Source organism: Microbacterium sp. STRO-1N, assembly GCF_057748015.1.
Genome location: NZ_CM173234.1, coordinates 1,281,907 through 1,297,982 on the forward strand (window position 1 = coordinate 1,281,907; position 16,076 = coordinate 1,297,982).

General features: G+C 69.6%; 16 protein-coding genes and 1 riboswitch. Of the genes, 4 read left to right on the forward strand and 12 right to left on the reverse strand.

The features are described 5' to 3' along the window. Nucleotides 1-32: 32 nt before the first annotated feature. From AC3ANJ_RS05890 to AC3ANJ_RS05920, 7 genes are all read right to left on the reverse strand, one after another. Nucleotides 33-392: a Fe-S protein gene (locus tag AC3ANJ_RS05890; RefSeq protein WP_488318665.1), complete on the reverse strand. Its 360-nt coding sequence runs from the start codon at nt 390-392 to the stop codon at nt 33-35. Nucleotides 393-460: 68 nt separating this feature from the next. Then, nucleotides 461-937 carry a 6,7-dimethyl-8-ribityllumazine synthase gene (gene ribH, locus AC3ANJ_RS05895; protein WP_406246063.1) on the reverse strand — a complete coding sequence of 159 codons (477 nt, stop codon included), beginning with the start codon at nt 935-937 and terminating at the stop codon, nt 461-463. Then, nucleotides 934-2,208 carry a GTP cyclohydrolase II gene (gene ribA / locus AC3ANJ_RS05900; RefSeq protein WP_488318666.1) on the reverse strand — a complete coding sequence of 425 codons (1,275 nt, stop codon included), beginning with the start codon at nt 2,206-2,208 and terminating at the stop codon, nt 934-936. The genes ribH and ribA overlap by 4 nt, the downstream gene beginning before the upstream one ends. Continuing rightward, nucleotides 2,205-2,852, reverse strand: a complete 648-nt coding sequence (locus tag AC3ANJ_RS05905; RefSeq protein ID WP_488318667.1) for a riboflavin synthase — start codon at nt 2,850-2,852, stop codon at nt 2,205-2,207. The genes ribA and AC3ANJ_RS05905 overlap by 4 nt, the downstream gene beginning before the upstream one ends. Next, nucleotides 2,852-3,877, reverse strand: coding sequence for a bifunctional diaminohydroxyphosphoribosylaminopyrimidine deaminase/5-amino-6-(5-phosphoribosylamino)uracil reductase RibD (gene ribD, locus AC3ANJ_RS05910; RefSeq protein WP_488318668.1), 1,026 nt, complete (start codon nt 3,875-3,877; stop codon nt 2,852-2,854). The genes AC3ANJ_RS05905 and ribD overlap by 1 nt, the downstream gene beginning before the upstream one ends. A gap of 50 nt (nt 3,878-3,927) precedes the next feature. Further along, a riboswitch (FMN riboswitch) is annotated at nt 3,928-4,077 on the reverse strand. Between the two features lie 55 nt (nt 4,078-4,132). After that, entirely contained in the window at nt 4,133-4,996 is an 864-nt protein-coding gene (locus tag AC3ANJ_RS05915) for an Fpg/Nei family DNA glycosylase (RefSeq protein WP_488318669.1), read from the reverse strand. Between the two features lie 49 nt (nt 4,997-5,045). Beyond that, on the reverse strand, nt 5,046-5,612 hold the full coding sequence (locus AC3ANJ_RS05920) for a GNAT family N-acetyltransferase (RefSeq protein WP_488318670.1): 567 nt from the start codon (nt 5,610-5,612) through the stop codon (nt 5,046-5,048). Nucleotides 5,613-5,662: 50 nt separating this feature from the next. Here AC3ANJ_RS05920 and mfd point away from each other — a divergent pair, with 50 nt between their 5' ends. Then, on the forward strand, nt 5,663-9,211 hold the full coding sequence (mfd, locus tag AC3ANJ_RS05925; RefSeq protein WP_488318671.1) for a transcription-repair coupling factor: 3,549 nt from the start codon (nt 5,663-5,665) through the stop codon (nt 9,209-9,211). 9 nt (nt 9,212-9,220) lie between these two features. On the opposite strand, the gene AC3ANJ_RS05930 is transcribed toward mfd, so the two are convergent. Next, complete coding sequence (locus tag AC3ANJ_RS05930; RefSeq protein WP_488318672.1) at nt 9,221-9,598, reverse strand: MerR family transcriptional regulator; 378 nt, start codon at nt 9,596-9,598, stop codon at nt 9,221-9,223. Between the two features lie 58 nt (nt 9,599-9,656). On the opposite strand from AC3ANJ_RS05930, the gene AC3ANJ_RS05935 reads away from it, so the two are divergent. Next, a complete protein-coding gene (locus AC3ANJ_RS05935) occupies nt 9,657-10,877 on the forward strand; it encodes an MFS transporter (RefSeq protein WP_488318673.1) in 1,221 nt (406 codons plus the stop codon). Between the two features lie 161 nt (nt 10,878-11,038). Further along, nucleotides 11,039-11,635 (forward strand): gamma carbonic anhydrase family protein, encoded by a 597-nt coding sequence (locus AC3ANJ_RS05940; protein ID WP_488318674.1) that lies wholly within the window; start codon nt 11,039-11,041, stop codon nt 11,633-11,635. A 6-nt stretch (nt 11,636-11,641) separates the two neighbouring features. Here AC3ANJ_RS05940 and AC3ANJ_RS05945 read toward each other — a convergent pair whose 3' ends face one another. Both AC3ANJ_RS05945 and AC3ANJ_RS05950 read right to left on the reverse strand, forming a co-directional pair. Continuing rightward, nucleotides 11,642-12,532, reverse strand: coding sequence for an arginase family protein (locus AC3ANJ_RS05945; protein ID WP_488318675.1), 891 nt, complete (start codon nt 12,530-12,532; stop codon nt 11,642-11,644). Between the two features lies 1 nt (nt 12,533). Continuing rightward, nucleotides 12,534-13,811 carry a DUF445 domain-containing protein gene (locus AC3ANJ_RS05950; protein WP_488318676.1) on the reverse strand — a complete coding sequence of 426 codons (1,278 nt, stop codon included), beginning with the start codon at nt 13,809-13,811 and terminating at the stop codon, nt 12,534-12,536. Between the two features lie 52 nt (nt 13,812-13,863). On the opposite strand from AC3ANJ_RS05950, the gene AC3ANJ_RS05955 reads away from it, so the two are divergent. Then, nucleotides 13,864-14,136, forward strand: a complete 273-nt coding sequence (locus AC3ANJ_RS05955; protein ID WP_264155381.1) for a metal-sensitive transcriptional regulator — start codon at nt 13,864-13,866, stop codon at nt 14,134-14,136. A 15-nt stretch (nt 14,137-14,151) separates the two neighbouring features. Here AC3ANJ_RS05955 and AC3ANJ_RS05960 read toward each other — a convergent pair whose 3' ends face one another. Both AC3ANJ_RS05960 and AC3ANJ_RS05965 read right to left on the reverse strand, forming a co-directional pair. Next, complete coding sequence (locus tag AC3ANJ_RS05960) at nt 14,152-15,309, reverse strand: acyl-CoA dehydrogenase family protein (RefSeq protein WP_488318677.1); 1,158 nt, start codon at nt 15,307-15,309, stop codon at nt 14,152-14,154. Then, nucleotides 15,306-16,061: an alpha/beta fold hydrolase gene (locus AC3ANJ_RS05965; protein WP_488318678.1), complete on the reverse strand. Its 756-nt coding sequence runs from the start codon at nt 16,059-16,061 to the stop codon at nt 15,306-15,308. Before AC3ANJ_RS05965 ends, AC3ANJ_RS05960 begins: the two co-directional genes overlap by 4 nt. Nucleotides 16,062-16,076 lie beyond the last annotated feature (15 nt).

Consider the following 16,076-nt stretch of genomic DNA (forward strand, 5'->3'; position numbering starts at 1 on the left):
GCGAGTCGAAACGCGTCAGCTGCTGGGCGGCGTCAGCGCCAGAGCACCGCGATGGCGGCGTTCGTGGCGGTCAGGATTCCGACCAGCCAGAAGACCGCCGGTGAAACCGGGGTTCCGCGCTTCTGCCGCGCCAGCCCGGCGCCGACCAGTCCGCCGATGGCGATCAGGATCACGAGCTTGACGCCGATCTTGATGTAGTTCGGCTCGACGCCCTCCGGCAGACCCCACGGGGCCGCGAGGATCAGGCCGGCGATCCCGGCGATCAGGAGTCCGTACTCCATGATCTTGCCGAACTGCCGCTTCCCTCCGAACGCCTGCGTCGCCCACGCGCCGAACAGCGTCGCGAAGCCGATCAGGTGGATGAACAGGACGATGTGGCGCAGGGTCTCCATGACGCTCACGTTAGGCCTCCCGGCGCCGATGCGCTAGGTAGGTCGCCCTGACCTGGGTCCGGCTCGACTCAGCCGCGCAACTGCTTCACGAGCAGCGCCGTGCGGATCGCGGCATCCGCGGCCTCCGCGCCCTTGTCCTCCTTGGAGCCCTCGAGGCCGGCGCGATCCAGTCCCTGCTTCTCGTCGTCGAGGGTGAGCACACCGAATCCCACCGGCTTTCCGGCATCCAGCGACACCCGGGTCAGCCCGTCGGTCGTGGCGGCCGACACGTACTCGAAGTGCGGTGTGCCGCCGCGGATGATGACGCCGAGCGCGACTACGGCATCCGCTCCGCCGGCGAAGGCAGCCTGCGCGGCCAGCGCCAGCTCGAACGAACCGGGCACGCGCACGAGCCGATGCGTGGCGTGTGCGGCGTTCAGCGTGCGCTCGGCACCAGCGATCAGTCCGTCGGTGATCGTGTCGTGCCACGTGCCGGCGATGATCACGACGTTCAGTCCGGTCGCGTCGATCGGCTGCTGCGGGGTGGGGGCTCCTGCGCCGCTCATGCCTTGTCCTTTCCGTTGGCGAGAGCCTCTGCGAGCTCCGCCTCTCCGATGATGTGACCCATGCGGTCGCGCTTGGTCTCGAGGTACTGGTGGTTGTTCGGGCCGACGCCGACGATCAGCGGCACCTGCTCGATGACATCCAACCCGAGCTCGCGCAACTGCTTCACCTTGTCGGTGTTGTTGGTGAGCAGGCGCACCTTCGAGATCCCGAGATCACTGAGGATTCCGGCGGCGGCGGCGTATTCGCGGGCGTCGGCGGGGAGCCCGAGGGCGAGGTTGGCGTCGACGGTGTCGAGTCCGTCCTCCTGCAGGCTGTAGGCGCGCAGTTTGTTGATGAGCCCGATCCCGCGGCCCTCGTGACCGCGCATGTAGATGACGACACCGCCGTCCTGCTCGATCGCGTCGAGCGCGGCATCCAACTGCGGACCGCACTCGCACTTGAGCGAGCCGAAGGCCTCACCTGTCAGGCACTCGGAGTGCACACGCACCAGCGCGGTCTCGCCCGGTTCGCCGGAGACGACCGCGAGGTGGTCGGTGCCGGTGACCCGGTCCTTGTACGCGAGGAAGCGGAACGTGCCGTGCTCGGTCGGGACGGTCGCGTCCGCCCGCAGGCTGACACGGCGCTTGCCCGTCGCGGATGCCGCGGCCGACGCCTCCCGCGGATCCACCTCGTTCAGGTGGGCGATGAGCTGCTCGATCGTGATGACCGGGACGTCGTCCCGCTCGCCGAGCTCGATGAGCCCTGGCAGGCGCATCATGCTGCCGTCCTCGGCGACGACCTCGGCGATCGCGCCGACCGGGCGCAGGCCCGCGAGCTTCATGAGCTCGACCGCGGCCTCGGTGTGGCCGCTGCGCTCCCGGACGCCGCCGTCGACGGCGCGCAGCGGAAGGATGTGCCCGGGGCGGATGAGGCTCGTGGACGTGGATTCCGGGTTCGCCAGGACGTTGAGCGTGTGTGCGCGGTCGTGCGCGCTGATGCCGGTCGTGACGCCCTCCGCGGCATCCACGCTGACCGTGTACGCCGTCGAACGCGCATCCTCGTTGGCCTCGACCATCGGCGGGAGGTTCAGCTGGTCGGCCAGGTCGGTGGGCATCGGGGCGCAGATGAATCCGGAGGACCACCGAACGGTCCACGCCACCCACTCGGGGGTCGCGAGTTCGGCCGACAGGATGACATCGCCCTCGTTCTCACGGTTCTCGTCGTCCGCGACGATCACGGGGCGGCCGGCGCGCAGGGCGTCCAGGGCCGCAGGAATGGTGGCAAGGCTCATCGCGAGCCTCCTTCCGGAGCAGAGCGGAACGCGAGCAGGCGCTCGACGTGACGGGCCAGGATGTCCGTCTCGAGATTGACGACGTCGCCGACGGCGCGGCCGCCGAGTGTGGTGGCGGCGAGGGTTTCGGGGATCAGTGAGACCTCGAGCCAGTGTCCATCTCCGCTGGTCCCTGAGCCCGCCGAAGGGCTGCTCACGGCGCTCACCGTGAGCGAGGTGCCGTCGATCGAGATGGAGCCCTTGTCGACGACGAGCGGCGCGAGGTCCGCGGGCACGGCCACGCGCAGGACGCTCCACTGATCACCCGGTCGAACCTCGACGATGCGGCCGATGCCATCCACGTGCCCCTGGACGATGTGCCCGCCCAGGCGCGCGCCGACCGGCATCGCCTTCTCGATGTTGACGCGCGAGCCGACGGATGCCGCGGCCAGCGCCGAGACGTCGAGAGTCTGCTTCATGACGTCGGCGTCGAAGGTCTCCGGTGTCGAGTCGACGACGGTGAGGCAGACGCCGGATACCGCGATGGACTCGCCGTGGACGGCGTCGGCAGCCGCGCCGGGGGCGCGGACGGTGAGGCGCCAGCCGTCTCCGGACGGTGCGATGGCGGTGATCTCGCCGATCTCGGTGATGATTCCGGTGAACATCAGCTTCCTTCTTCCGTGACGGGGTGCGCGATCAGGAGCAGGTCGTCTCCCACCCAGGCGCGTTCGACGACCCTGAGCCGTCGTGCCTCGCCGATCGATCCGACGCCGATGTCGGTGAGCGCGAGGCGCCCACCGCCGAGCAGGACGGGTGCGATGTAGGCGAGGACCTCGTCGGCGAGGTCGGCCGCGATGAACGCGCTGGCGAGCGTGGGTCCGCCCTCGATGAAGACGCGCTGGACGCCGCGCTCGTGCAGGTCGGAGAGCACGGCGCGCAGGTCGTGGGTGTCGAACCGGAGCAATCCCTGCGGGTGGCGGTGCAGCGCCGCGGTCGCGGGGATCTCCCGCGACCCGATCACGACAGGAATCGGCTGGTGGGGGTACAGGGCGTCGCCGTCACGCGCGGTGAGCGACGGATCGTCCGCGAGAGCCGTCCCCGTGCCCACGACGATCGCATCGGATGCCGCGCGCCGGCGGTGCACATCAGCGCGCGCCTCGGGACCGGTGATCCACTGGCTCGTGCCGTCGTCCGCCGCGGCGCGGCCGTCCAGGCTCTGCGCCCACTTCACGGTGACGTGCGGGCGGCCCAGGCGCCCCGCTGTCAGCCAATCCGCCACGACGGTGCGCGCGGCATCCGCCTGCTCGCCGGCTTCGACCTCGATACCGGCGGCGCGCAGGCGTTCGGCGCCGCCGCCGGATACGGCCCCCGGATCGTCCAGGGCGTAGACGACGCGGCGCACGCCCGCCTCGATGAGCGCGAGTGCGCACGGCCCGGTGCGACCGGTGTGATTGCACGGCTCGAGGGTGACGACCGCGGTGGCGCCGCGGGCCTGGTCCGGCACGAGGTGCGAGAGCGCGTCGACCTCCGCGTGAGCGGTGCCGGCGCCGCGGTGCCATCCCTCGGCGATGATGTCGCCTGCGGGGGAGAGGAACACCGCGCCGACCTGCGGGTTCGCGCCCCGAGGTCCGCGGACGGCGAGTTCGAGGGCGCGGGTCATCGCCCGGCGCTCAGCCTCGGTCACTGCCATCCGTCGTCCTTCGTGAAGGCTCCGGGGGTGGTCGAATGCGCGCGTACGCGCATCGTGCTGCCTCCCATCCGGACTAGCGAGAGGTCTCCCTCGCATCACCGTCGGTTCCGGATTTCCACCGGATCGGCGTCTCGGATGAACCGAGACGTTCGCGGACTGTCACCGCCGGTTCGGATTCCCACCGACCCCGGAGCACGTTTATCGCTCTGAGTGTACTCAACGCACCTGAGCGGATTTCATTCCGTGTCGGCGGGGTCATTTCAGCAACCGGGACAGTCGGCGGTCGGCGAGCACCTTGCCGCCGGTCTGGCAGGTCGGGCAGTACTCCAGTGAGCGGTCGGCGAAGAACACGCTGCGCACGGTGTCGCCGCAGACCGGGCAGGCCTCGCCTCGGCGGGCGTGCACCTGCATCCCGCGGCGCTTGGCGTCCTTGAGGTCGGCCGGCGGCTTGCCGGATGCCGCGGCGACGGCCTCGCGCACGGTCTCCTGCATCGCCGCGTAGAGTCGGTCGATCTCGCCGTCGTCGAGCGTCGCGGCGATCGCATACGGCGACATCCGCGCCGCGTGCAGGATCTCATCGCTGTAGGCGTTGCCGATGCCTGCGATCACGCCCTGATCGCGCAGGAGTCCCTTGATCTGCATGCGCCGGCCGGCGAGCAGGCCGGCGAACACGTCGCGGGTGAAGTCGGGGGTGAGCGGGTCGGGTCCGAGGCGTGCGATGCCAGGCACGTCCTGCGGGTCGCGCACGACGTAGACGGCGAGCGACTTCTTGGTGCCGGCTTCGGTCAGATCGAATCCGCTGCCGTCGTCGAGTGCGACGCGCAGGGCGATGGGGCTCTTGCCGGGCCTGATGAGCGTGGTCGGCAGTTCGTCGTACCAGCGCAGCCATCCGGCCTTGGCGAGGTGGAAGACGAGGTGCAGGTCGTCGCCGCGCGCGAGATCGACGAACTTGCCGTGCCGCGAAGCACCCGTGATCGTCGCACCGTGCAGCGCCGTGTTCGGTGGATCGAACGTCTTCAGCGCGGCGACCGCACCGACGCTCGTCTTCGTGATCGTGCGTCCTGCGGCGCGCTCGCCGAGGAAGTCGACGAGTCCCTGGACCTCCGGCATCTCAGGCATGCAGCCATCCTGTCACCGGCGTCCGACGTCGTCACCCCCTGCGGCGTCGTCAGCCCAGGACCGGCCAGTCCACCGGCGCGCGATCGTCGGTCGCCAACAGGCCTGCGAACCAGCCGTCGTCCCGGCCGCGGGGACTCACCAGGCCCTGCCGCTGCAGGCCCTCATAGCGGAATCCGAGCGCGCGAGCGGTGCGCGCCGAGGGGATGTTCCCCGCGACAGCCTGCCAGTTGATCCTGGCGAAGCCTCTCTCGGCGAACGCCCAGTCGACCACCGCGCGGCACGCTTCGACGAGCATGCCCTGACCCCGGTGCTCCGCGACCATCCAGTAGCCGAGCTCGGCGTGAGCTCCGTCGATGCTCGGGGTGATGTGGTGCAGCCCGACCACGCCGACGAGCACGTCGTCCGAATAGATGCCCCAGATCGCCTGGCTGTCGTCCGCCCACCACTGCGCGACCAAGTCCACGAACCCTTCCGCGTGCTCGCGCGAGTACGGACTGGGCACGGTCGTCCACCGCGGGATCTCGGGGTCCTGGCAGGCCGCCTCGATGGCGTCGACATCGGATGCCGTCGGTGCACGCAGTTCGAGGCGGTCGGTTCTCAGCACGACGGGTTCCATCCCGGCATCCTATGGGGACCGGTGTCGGAGGCGCGGCATAAGCTGGTCAGGTGACTGTTCCGGGGATTCTGCGCGCCTTGGAAGAGGCGTCTCTGTACCGCGACGCCTTGACCTGGGCGCAGACCGACGCCGACCTCGGCCTGGTCGATGGACTCGACGCGCCCGCGCTCGCCGGCCTGCTGCGCAAACGGGCGCAGGGCGGGCACCCGGCGTCCCTGCTGGCGATCGCGCCCACCGGCCGCCGTGCCGAGTCGCTCGCGCTGGCGCTTTCGGCCTACCTGCCGGATGCCGAGATCCTCGACTTTCCGGCCTGGGAGACGCTGCCCCATGAGCGGCTCAGCCCGAGCCCTGACACCGTCGGCCGTCGCCTGGACACGCTGCGCCGCATCACCACGTGGACCGGCGAGCGTCCGCTCGTCGTCGTCGCATCGGTGCGGGCGGCCCTGCAGCCCATCGCCGGCAACCTCGGCGATGCGGCGCCGCTCGAACTCGTCGTCGGCGGGCGGGGCATCGAGCTCGAGCACGCGGTCGAGCAGCTCGTCGAGCGCGCCTACACGCGCGTCGACATGGTGTCCCGGCGAGGCGAGTTCGCCGTCCGAGGCGGCATCCTGGATGTCTTCCCTGCGGCGTCAGAGCATCCCTATCGTGTCGAGTTCTTCGGCGACGAGGTCGATCAGATCCGGGCGTTCTCGGTCGCCGATCAGCGTTCGCTCCCCGGTGATGTCGATCGGGTCGATCTGCCGGCCAGCCGCGAACTGCTGCTCACGGCCGATGTGCGCGAGCGCGCTCGCGCGCTCGTCGGCGCATTTCCCGCGATCGCCGGGATGCTGGAGAAGATGGCCGAGGGCATCCCGGTCGAGGGCATGGAGTCGCTGCTGCCGGCCGTCGCCGGCCCCCTCCAGTCCCTCGTGGAGTACCTGCCAGAGGGCTCGGCGACCGCGCTCGTCGACCCGGAGCGCTCGACGACCCGTGCGCAGAGCCTCGGCGACACGAACCGTGAGTTCCTCGATGCCGCCTGGAGCGCCGCCACCTCCGGCGCCTCGGCGCCGATCGACCTCGGGGCCGGCGACTTCCTCACGGTCGCGCAGCTGCGCGAGGTCGTCGCGGAGCGGGACGGCGTCTTCTGGCGGCTGAGCCCGTTCGCGACGGACGACACGGATGCCGAGAACATCGACGCGTCGATCATCCCGTCCTTCCACGGCAACGTCGACGGCGCGATCGCGTTCGTCGAAGCCCGCGTGACCGACGGCTGGCGGGTCGTGGTCATCGCCTCCGGTGCCGGACTCGTCGAGCGCGCGCGCGACGTGCTCAGCGACCGCGGCGTCGCCGCGCGCATCGTCGACAGCCTGGTGGATGCCCCGGCGGCCGGCGTCGCGACGCTCGTGACGGGATCCGTCGAGAGCGGGTTCCAGGTGCCGGAGGCGAAGCTCGCCGTCCTCACCGACAACGAGTTCTACGGACGCACGATCGGCGGCGACCAGCGCGTCGTCAAGAAGCTCGCGTCGCGGCGCAAGAACGTCGTGGATCCTCTGCAGCTCAAGCAGGGCGACTACGTCGTGCACGCGACCCACGGCATCGCCCGTTTCGTGGAGATGACGCAGCGCGAGGTGTCTAGCGGCGGCCGCAACGCGACCAAGACCACGCGCGACTACCTCGTCCTCGAATACGCGCCGTCCAAGCGCGGCTATCCCGGCGACAAGCTGTACGTGCCGACCGATCAGCTCGATCTGCTGTCGAAGTACGTCGGCGGCGAGGCGCCGGTGCTGTCCAAGATGGGCGGCAGCGACTGGTCTGCGGCGAAGGGCAAGGCGCGCAGGGCCGTACGCGACATCGCGGTCGAGCTGGTGAAGCTGTACTCCGCGCGCATGTCGGCGAAGGGGCACGCGTTCGGCCCTGACACGCCGTGGCAGCGCGAGTTGGAAGAGGCGTTCCCGTTCGCCGAGACGCCGGATCAGCTCCAGACGATCGATGAGATCAAGGCCGATATGGAGCGGCCGATCCCGATGGACCGCCTGCTGTCGGGCGACGTCGGGTTCGGCAAGACCGAGGTCGCCGTCCGCGCCGCGTTCAAGGCGATCCAGGACGGCAAGCAGGTCGCGATGCTCGTGCCGACGACGCTGCTCGTGAAGCAGCATCTCGAGACGTTCACCGAGCGCTTCGCCGGGTTCCCGGTCAAGGTGCGCCCGCTCTCGCGCTTCCAGACCGACAAGGACGCCCGCCTCACGCTGCAGGGACTCATCGACGGATCCGTCGACATGGTCATCGGCACGCACCGCATCCTCACCGATCAGGTGATGTTCAAGGACCTCGGGCTCATGATCATCGACGAGGAGCAGCGCTTCGGCGTCGAGCACAAGGACACGCTGAAGAAGATGAAGACGAACGTCGACATCCTCGCGATGAGTGCGACGCCGATCCCGCGGACGCTCGAGATGGCCGTCACCGGCATCCGCGAGATGTCGACCCTGCAGACCCCGCCGGAGGACCGGCATCCGATCCTCTCCTTCGTCGGCGCACGCAGCGACAAGCAGATCGCGGCGGCGATCCGGCGAGAGATCCTGCGCGAGGGCCAGGTCTTCTTCGTCCACAACCGCGTGCAGTCGATCCAGCGGATCGCCAGCGAGCTCGCCGAGCTGGTACCGGAGGCCCGCATCGCCGTGGCGCACGGGAAGATGGGCGAGCATCAGCTCGAGCAGGTCGTCGACGATTTCTGGGAGCGCAAGTACGACGTGCTCGTGTGCACCACCATCGTCGAGACGGGCCTGGACATCTCCAACGCCAACACGATCATCATCGACCGCGCCGACAAGTACGGGCTCAGCCAGCTGCACCAGCTGCGTGGTCGCGTCGGCCGCGGCCGAGAGCGCGCGTACGCGTACTTCCTCTACGACGACGGCAAGGAGCTGTCCGAGACGGCTGCCGACCGCCTGCAGACGATCGCGATCAACAACGACCTCGGCTCCGGCATGCAGGTCGCGCTGAAGGATCTCGAGCTGCGCGGTGCCGGCAACCTGCTCGGTGCCGAGCAGGCGGGTCATATCGCCGGAGTGGGCTTCGACCTCTATCTGCGCATGATCGGCGAGGCCGTGGCGACCTTCCGCGGTGAGGAGACCGAGACCGGCGGCGAGCTGCGCATGGAGCTTCCGGTGGATGCCCGCATCCCCGAGACGTACATCGACAGCGAACGGCTGCGCCTGGAGGCGTACCAGAAGCTGTCGGCGGCAGCGGCCGCGACGGCCAAGGACGACGCGATCGACCTGGTCCGAGAGGAGCTCGTCGACCGGTACGGCACGCCACCGGATGAGGTCGAAGGCCTCTTCGCGATCGCGCGTCTCCGTCGCAGGGCTGCCAAGGCGGGGCTGGCGGATGTTGTCGCGATGGGCTCGAACCTGCGCGTCGCACCCGCACACCTGGAGGATTCGATGAAGATCCGGCTGCAGCGCCTGTACCCCAACGCCAAGCTCGTCGGAGGGGGAGAGGCGCTCGTCGTGCCGCTTCCGCGGCCCGGGGGCGAGGCGCCGACCGATGCCGGGCTGCTGGAGTGGGTCGGTCAGCTGTTCACGGCGTTGTTCCCCGAGCCGGTGCCTGCCGCTTCCTGACGCCTCTGCTCAGACGGTGCTCTGCTCGAGCAACTCGCCGTGTGTTTGTGCGACGTACTCTCGAATCGTGTCGCGGCTGCGCGTCAGGCAGGCGATGCGGTCCTCGAGCCCGCCGAGCTCGTCGACCAGCATCGTGGCGACGGTCCTGGTGCAGACGATGTCGTTGCGATCCGCGAGGTCCTCGACGTCGAGGAGAACCTTCACGAGTCGAGTCGGGATGCCGGCACGGACGAGCCCGGCGACGCGCTCGATGCGTTCGACATCGGACTCCGAGTACTGGCGGTATCCATTGTCCGAGCGCTCGACGCTGAGCAGTCCCTGCTGCTCGTAGTAGCGGATGAGGCGTGTCGCAACCCTGGTGCGCTCGGACAGCTCGCCGATCTTCACGATAGTCCCTCGATTCGAATTGACATTGACATTAGTGTCAAGGTCTACCGTCTCAAGCATGACACAGACAACCGCTCCACAGGCATCAGCTTTTCCATGGGCCATCACGCTCACTCTCGGCCTTGCAACACTGCTCATGGTCGCTGCCGAGATGCTCCCCACCGCTGTTCTCGGACCGATGAGCGCCGGGCTCGGGGTTGAGGAAGCGCAGACCGCGATGCTGGTCTCCGTCTGGGCTGGAGTGGTGGTGCTCGCCAGCTTTCCGCTCAGCCGACTCGCACGTCGGTGGCCCGCTCGCACCGTCATCGTCATCGGCCTGCTCACTGCCGCGATCTCGTCGGTGCTGACGGCGGTCGCACCGGGCTTCGGCTTCGCCATGGCCGCGCGCATGCTCGGCGCCGCGGCCGTCGGGCTCCTGTGGGCGACGGTGAACGCGTTCGTGGCCGGTATCGTCGAGGACCGCCTGCTCGGCCGAGCCATCGGGATCGTCCTGGGTGGAGCGACGCTCGGCGTGGTGATCGGCACGCCGCTCTCCCGTCTGATCGCAGATGCCACGGATTGGCGGATCGCGTTCGCTGCTCTCGCCGTGCTGCTGGTGGCTGCCGCGGTCACGATCCGGATCATCGTCCCCTCGATCCCCCGCGGCGCGGTGACGTCACAGACAGGTCGTGCGCAGTCTTCGGGCGGCGGCATCGCACGGCTCGTCGCTGTCGCGTCGCTGGTGGCGATCGCGCTGATCGGCCACTACGGCGCCTACACGTTCGTCACGCGTCTCGCCGAACCGGCGGCGTCCATCCTGCCGGGCGGAATAGGGGCGCTCTTGTTCGCCTTCGGGATCGCATCCGCGGTCGGCGTCGCGCTCGCCGCACGCGTCGGCCGTGGGACCACACGCGCTCTGGCGATCTCGATCGCTCTCACCGGCATCGCTGTCGCCGCAACGCTGATCACGTCGCCGGTGGCCTCGCTGGCTGTGGTGGCGCTGTGGGGCGTCGCCTCCGGCGCGTTCCCGCCACTCGCGCAGACGCTCATCCTTCGAATCGCAGGACCTGCGCACCGCGAGTTCGCCGGAGCCTTGATGCCGGTGCTGTTCAACGGCGGCATCGCGCTCGGCGCGGCGGCAGCCGCGGGCGTCGTCGGGGTCAGCGGATGGAGCGCACTGTCGATTCCGGCAGCCGTCGTGATCATCGCCATCGCCGGCGCTTTCGCGATCATGAGCGTGCGCGAGGCGCACGACACGCAGCGCACGCACGAGCCGGCCGCCACGCCCGCGGCATCCTGACACGTCCGGCCGGCGGCATCGCGTCCCTCATCCCGGATGGTGCACAACCCGGTCGGCGTGTCGTCTCAGCGGCACGCCGACCTGGCCACCGAGCATCCGGGATTGGGCACGCCCGCCAGGGCCTTCGCCGCGCAGGACGGATGCCGGAGTACGCTGACGGCATGCTGTACGAGCACCTCGGGGCTCGCCCCCGTATCGACGACACCGCCGTCATCGCGCCCACCGCCGTCATCTCCGGGGATGTGACGATCGGACCGGACTGCCAGGTGCTGCATGGCGCCGTGATCACGGCAGAGGGCGGACCGATCACGCTCGGCGCGCACGTGATCGTCATGGAGAATGCGATCGTCCGCGCGAGTTCGGCCAATCCCGTGCACATCGGCGATCACGTGCTGATCGGCCCCGGTGCGTCGGTGTCCGGTGCGGTGGTCGGCGACGAGGTGTTCCTCGCCACGGGGACGCGCGTGTTCAACGGCGCCCACATCGGCGACAGGGCCGAGGTCCGCATCAACGCCGTGGTGCATCTGCGCACGGTGCTGCCGGAGGATGCCGTGGTCCCGATCGGGTGGGTCGCCGTCGGCGACCCCGTCCTGGTGCTCTCGCCGGATCGGCACGAGGAGATCGCGGCGGCCCAGCGGGAACTGGACTTCCCCGGCTACGTCTTCGGGGTGGATCGGGACACGCCGGATGTCATGGTCCAACTGACCGAGCGCTACGCGCGCTCTCTCGCCAGACACGCGGACGACTCGCCGGCCTGAGCCGCATCAGACCCGCGACGCGAGACCGGCCAGCAGTTCGAGCACGCACAGCGCAGCCAGCCGGACCGTTCGCCCATCAGGCGCGTCCGCCGTGGCATCCACCTCGGCGATGTCGGCGCTGACGACGCGGGGATCGGATGCCACGGCGCGCGTGAGCGCTCGCAGCTCCCACGCGGCGAGGCCCCCGGGAACGCTCGCCGGGCAACCGGGCGCGACCGAGCGATCGCACACGTCGACGTCGATGTCGAGATGCACGCGTGCCGCGGCATCCGCACCGGCGACCGCGACGGCCTCGGCGACGACGTCCGCGATGCCGCGCCGACGCATCTCGTCCAGCGTGATGACGCGGATGCCCCAGTCCGTCGCGCGCCGGACATAGGCCGCCGAGTTGGCGAAGTCCGCGATGCCGATCTGCACGACGCGCGACCCGTCGATGCGTTCGCCGTCCGGCGCATCCTGGATGAGGCGGCGCACGGGGGATCCGTTGGAGACGCCGTCGCGCAGGTCGAAGTGCGCGTCGAACGTGATGAGCCCGGTCGCGCCGGCGCCGCGGGCGACGGGATAGGTCACGGAGTTGTCCCCGCCCAGGGCGATGGCGAAGGCGGGCTGCAGAGCGCGCACCCGCGCCACGACACCCTCGACGTCGGTGTCCGCGTCGGCGACGTCTCCGGCATCCGCGATCCGCAGCAGCTCGTTCAGATCCACCGCAGGGGGGCCGATGAGCGTCGTGCTGTAACGCTGCAGGGCGTCGCGGATCGCCGCAGGCGTCGCGTGCGCGCCGGTGGGGGAAAGGGAGGTCCGCCATGCGGGGATGCCGATGATCGCGGCATCCATCGTCTCGTCGGGTGCGGGCCAGGAGCCGGCGCGGGGCCAGAGCGGGTCGTGGGAGAGTGCCATGTCAGACTCCGGGGATCAGGTTGTGGGCGATGGTGAAGATGGCGAGGCCCGCGAGAGCACCGACCACCGTGCCGTTCAGGCGGATGTACTGCAGGTCGCGACCGACCATGAGCTCGATCTTCTCCGTCGTCTCCGCCGGGTCCCAGCGCTCGACGGTGTCGGTGATGATCGACGCGATGTCGTGGCGGTAGCGATCGACGAGGAACACCGCCGCGTCCGTGACCCACGTGTCGACGCGGCGTTGCAGCGACTCTTCGGTCGTCAGGCGTTCACCGATCTCGCGGATCGCCTGCGCTGCGCGCTGCCTCAACCCGCTCGCGGGGTCGGCCAGCGACGTCAGCAGACCCGCCTTGGCGGTGTGCCACGCTTCGGCAGCCAGTGCCGCCACGCGAGGACTGTCGAACAGGGCCGCCTTCGCGTTCTCGAGCTTCGCTCTCGTCGCCGGGTCGTACTGCAGCCCGTCCGCGAGCCGGCCGAGGTATCCGTCGATCGCGATGCGAGCCGGGTGCTGCGGGTCGGACTGCACGGCGCTGACGAACGTCACGGCCTCGCGGTACACGGTGTCGTCGACGAAGCGGTGCGCCAGCTTGGGCACCCACGACGGCAGCCGACGCGAGACGAGCCCGGTGAAGGCCTCGGCGTTGGCGTCCAGCCAGTTCGCGATGCTGTCGATAGCGAGATCCACGGCACCGTGGTGGGCGTCGGTCTCGACGATGCGCTGCAGCCAGACTCCGGCCGGCGTTCCCCAATCAGGGTCGATGAGGTGTTCGCGGGCGAGGTCTCCGATGAGGTCGCGGACGTCGTCGTCGCTGAGCGCATTGAGCACGGCGGTGGCGACCGTCGCTCCTTCGGCTGCGACGCGCTCGGCATGCGCGGGGACGCGCAGCCACTCGCCGGCGCGTTCGGCGATGCGCGTGCGCGAGAGCTTCTCGCGGACGACGTCGGCTGCGAGGAAGTTCGTCTCGACGAACTCGCCGAGGGTACGGCCGATCTCGTCCTTGCGGTTCGGGATGATCGCAGTGTGCGGGATCGGCAGCCCCAGGGGCCTGCGGAACAGAGCGGTGACAGCGAACCAGTCGGCCAGCGCGCCGACCATCCCTCCCTCGGCTGCGGCACGCACGTACTGCAGCCAGGTGTATCGCTCCTGCAGCCAGAACGCGATCACGAACGCGACCGCCATGGCGATCAGGGCGCCGAGAGCGACGGCCTTCATCCGCCGCAGCGCCCTGGCACGCTCCTGATCGGCCGGGGAGAGCAGAGCCATCGGTGTGCGCGCCATGTCGTCATCCTCGCACGCGAGCATGCACCTGTACGCGAGTACCCTCGGAAGGGTGATCGAAGACATCAAGAAGCGCGCCATGCATCGCACCAGCATCCTCGAGGGGCAGCTGCGCGGCGTCGCGCGGATGATCGAGAACGAGGAGTACTGCATGGACATCATCACGCAGTCCCGCGCCATCCAGAAGTCCTTGGAGTCCCTGAACCGGCTGCTTCTCGAGAACCACTTGCGCACGCACGTCACTCACATGTTCGAGCAAGGCGGTGACGAGCGCGATCAGGCCGTGACCGAGCTGCTCAAGGCGTTCGACTTCGACCGCAAGTAGGCAGTCTGCGGCCGGTCAGCTCTCCAGCGGGCCCAGCCATGCGCTCGCCGCGGTGGAGTGCGCCGACTCAGGATCCGACGGGTGGAACATGCCGGCCAGCACGTCGCGGTACAGTCGCGACAGCTCGTTGGACGAGAAGTAGGCGCCGCCACCCGCGGTCAGGATCGCCTCGTCGACGACGCGCTTCGCCATCGTGACCGCCCGATGCTTGACACCGGACAGCAGCGTGAACCAGCGGCCGCCGTGGTCGGCGAGAGCGTCGACGTCGCGTGCGAGTGCTGCGATCTGCGGAGGAAGGGCGTCGTAGTCGAGCCCCATCTCCGCGATGCGCCAGCGGATGTCCGGATCCTGGCTGTAGGTCAGCCCGGTCTTCTTCGAACGGCGCTTGTGCACCGTCTCGACCGCGAGATTCAAGGCCCGGCGTGCGATCCCGGTGTAGACGGACGCGAGCAGGATCTCGAACACGCTGAAGATCCCGAACACGATCGGATCGGGGTTCGGCCCGGGGTCGATGCGGCGCACGACCTGCTCCGGGGCGGCGACGGCCCCGTCGAGCCGCGTGGTCCGGCTCTGCGTCCCGCGCATGCCGAGGGTGTCCCAGTCGTCGCCGGTCGTCACGGCATCCGTCCGATCGACGAAGGCGAAGACCAGCTTCGGGGCGTCCGGACTCGTGGTGTCGAGGCCGTGCAGGCCCAGTTTCGTCCAGACCGGCGCGAGCGAGGTGAAGATCTTCGTGCCGGTGAAGGCGTATCCGCCGTCCGGCTGGGGCACGGCTGCGGTGTCGCTCCCGAACAGGACGAGATCGTTGCCTCCCTCACTGATGCCGAAGGCGAACACCTCACCGGCAGCGGCGCCGTCCTGGACGAACTCGAGTCCTGGCACGCCTCTATCGCTGAAGACCTTCGCGACGCCGGTCCACACCAGGTGCATGTTGATCGCCAGCGCGGTCGCGGGCGCCGCGGTCGCGAGTCGCTGCTGCAGGATGGCGACCTGTTCGAGGCCGAGTCCCGCTCCGCCACGGTCGGTCGGCACCAGGATGCCGAGGTAACCGGCATCCCGCAGTTCGTCCAGATCCTGCTGCGGGAACGTGTTCTCCCGGTCGTGGATCGGCGCGCGCTCGCGGATGCGCTCGAGCAGATCGTCCGGCAGGTGGACCGTGGGGTCGAATGTCATGAGAGCGCCTCCAGGATCTGCTGCATGGTGTCGTCCGGCTGGTCGCGGTGCGGAGAGTGCCCCGCGCCGGGGACGATCGACATCGAGATGCGGGGATTGGCGGCCAGGACGCCCTCGGCCGTCGTGCCGGTGAACAGGCTGTAGACCTCCGGGTCTGCGCCGATGACGTGGGTCGAGATCGCCAGCCGGGCGGCGTGATCGCGGACGTCCCATGGCTGATTCTGCGCGCTGGTCTGCTCGACGGCCCACGCGCTCGCGCGCGTGACCGCATCGATCTTCAGCTCGAGATCCTGTTCGTGCCAGTGCGGATGCTCCTCGCGGACCACTTCGATGCGATTGTCGGCGAACGCGCGCTCCTGGCTGCGTCGCACGATCGTCGCGTCGCGGCCGTCGACCAGGATGGCAGGGTCGATCAGGAGGAGCCGGTTCGTCCAGGCCGGATCGGATGCCGCGGCCACCGTGCTCGCCGCTGCACCGAGGGAGTGTCCGATCACGGCATCCCATGCTCCGCCGTGATGCGGGCGGGTCGCGGCGAGGTCCTCGGCGTACGCGCCGACCGTGTAGTCGAGGGCGCGCGGTGCGTCGCCGTGGCCGCGCAGGTCGATGGCGACGGCCAGCCAGCCGGCGTTGGCGAGCGCGTCGCCGATGCGCCACATGAGGGCGCCTGATGAGCCGAGTCCGTGCACGAGCAGGGCGGTCTTCGCGGAATCCGGGGCGCCCCAGGAGAGCCGGGGGAGAGTCACAGCAGCCACGCGCTCAGCCTACTT

What these genes read in the sequence shown, in the direction of transcription:
- AC3ANJ_RS05935 (WP_488318673.1), top strand. Translation starts at nt 9,657, where the DNA reads ATGACACAGACAACCGCTCCACAGGCATCAGCTTTTCCATGGGCCATC.
- AC3ANJ_RS05890 (WP_488318665.1), bottom strand. Translation starts at nt 392, where the DNA reads ATGGAGACCCTGCGCCACATCGTCCTGTTCATCCACCTGATCGGCTTC.
- AC3ANJ_RS05940 (WP_488318674.1), top strand. Translation starts at nt 11,039, where the DNA reads ATGCTGTACGAGCACCTCGGGGCTCGCCCCCGTATCGACGACACCGCC.
- AC3ANJ_RS05950 (WP_488318676.1), bottom strand. Translation starts at nt 13,811, where the DNA reads ATGGCGCGCACACCGATGGCTCTGCTCTCCCCGGCCGATCAGGAGCGT.
- AC3ANJ_RS05945 (WP_488318675.1), bottom strand. Translation starts at nt 12,532, where the DNA reads ATGGCACTCTCCCACGACCCGCTCTGGCCCCGCGCCGGCTCCTGGCCC.
- AC3ANJ_RS05960 (WP_488318677.1), bottom strand. Translation starts at nt 15,309, where the DNA reads ATGACATTCGACCCCACGGTCCACCTGCCGGACGATCTGCTCGAGCGC.
- ribD (WP_488318668.1), bottom strand. Translation starts at nt 3,877, where the DNA reads ATGGCAGTGACCGAGGCTGAGCGCCGGGCGATGACCCGCGCCCTCGAA.
- ribH (WP_406246063.1), bottom strand. Translation starts at nt 937, where the DNA reads ATGAGCGGCGCAGGAGCCCCCACCCCGCAGCAGCCGATCGACGCGACC.
- ribA (WP_488318666.1), bottom strand. Translation starts at nt 2,208, where the DNA reads ATGAGCCTTGCCACCATTCCTGCGGCCCTGGACGCCCTGCGCGCCGGC.
- AC3ANJ_RS05920 (WP_488318670.1), bottom strand. Translation starts at nt 5,612, where the DNA reads ATGGAACCCGTCGTGCTGAGAACCGACCGCCTCGAACTGCGTGCACCG.
- AC3ANJ_RS05915 (WP_488318669.1), bottom strand. Translation starts at nt 4,996, where the DNA reads ATGCCTGAGATGCCGGAGGTCCAGGGACTCGTCGACTTCCTCGGCGAG.
- AC3ANJ_RS05905 (WP_488318667.1), bottom strand. Translation starts at nt 2,852, where the DNA reads ATGTTCACCGGAATCATCACCGAGATCGGCGAGATCACCGCCATCGCA.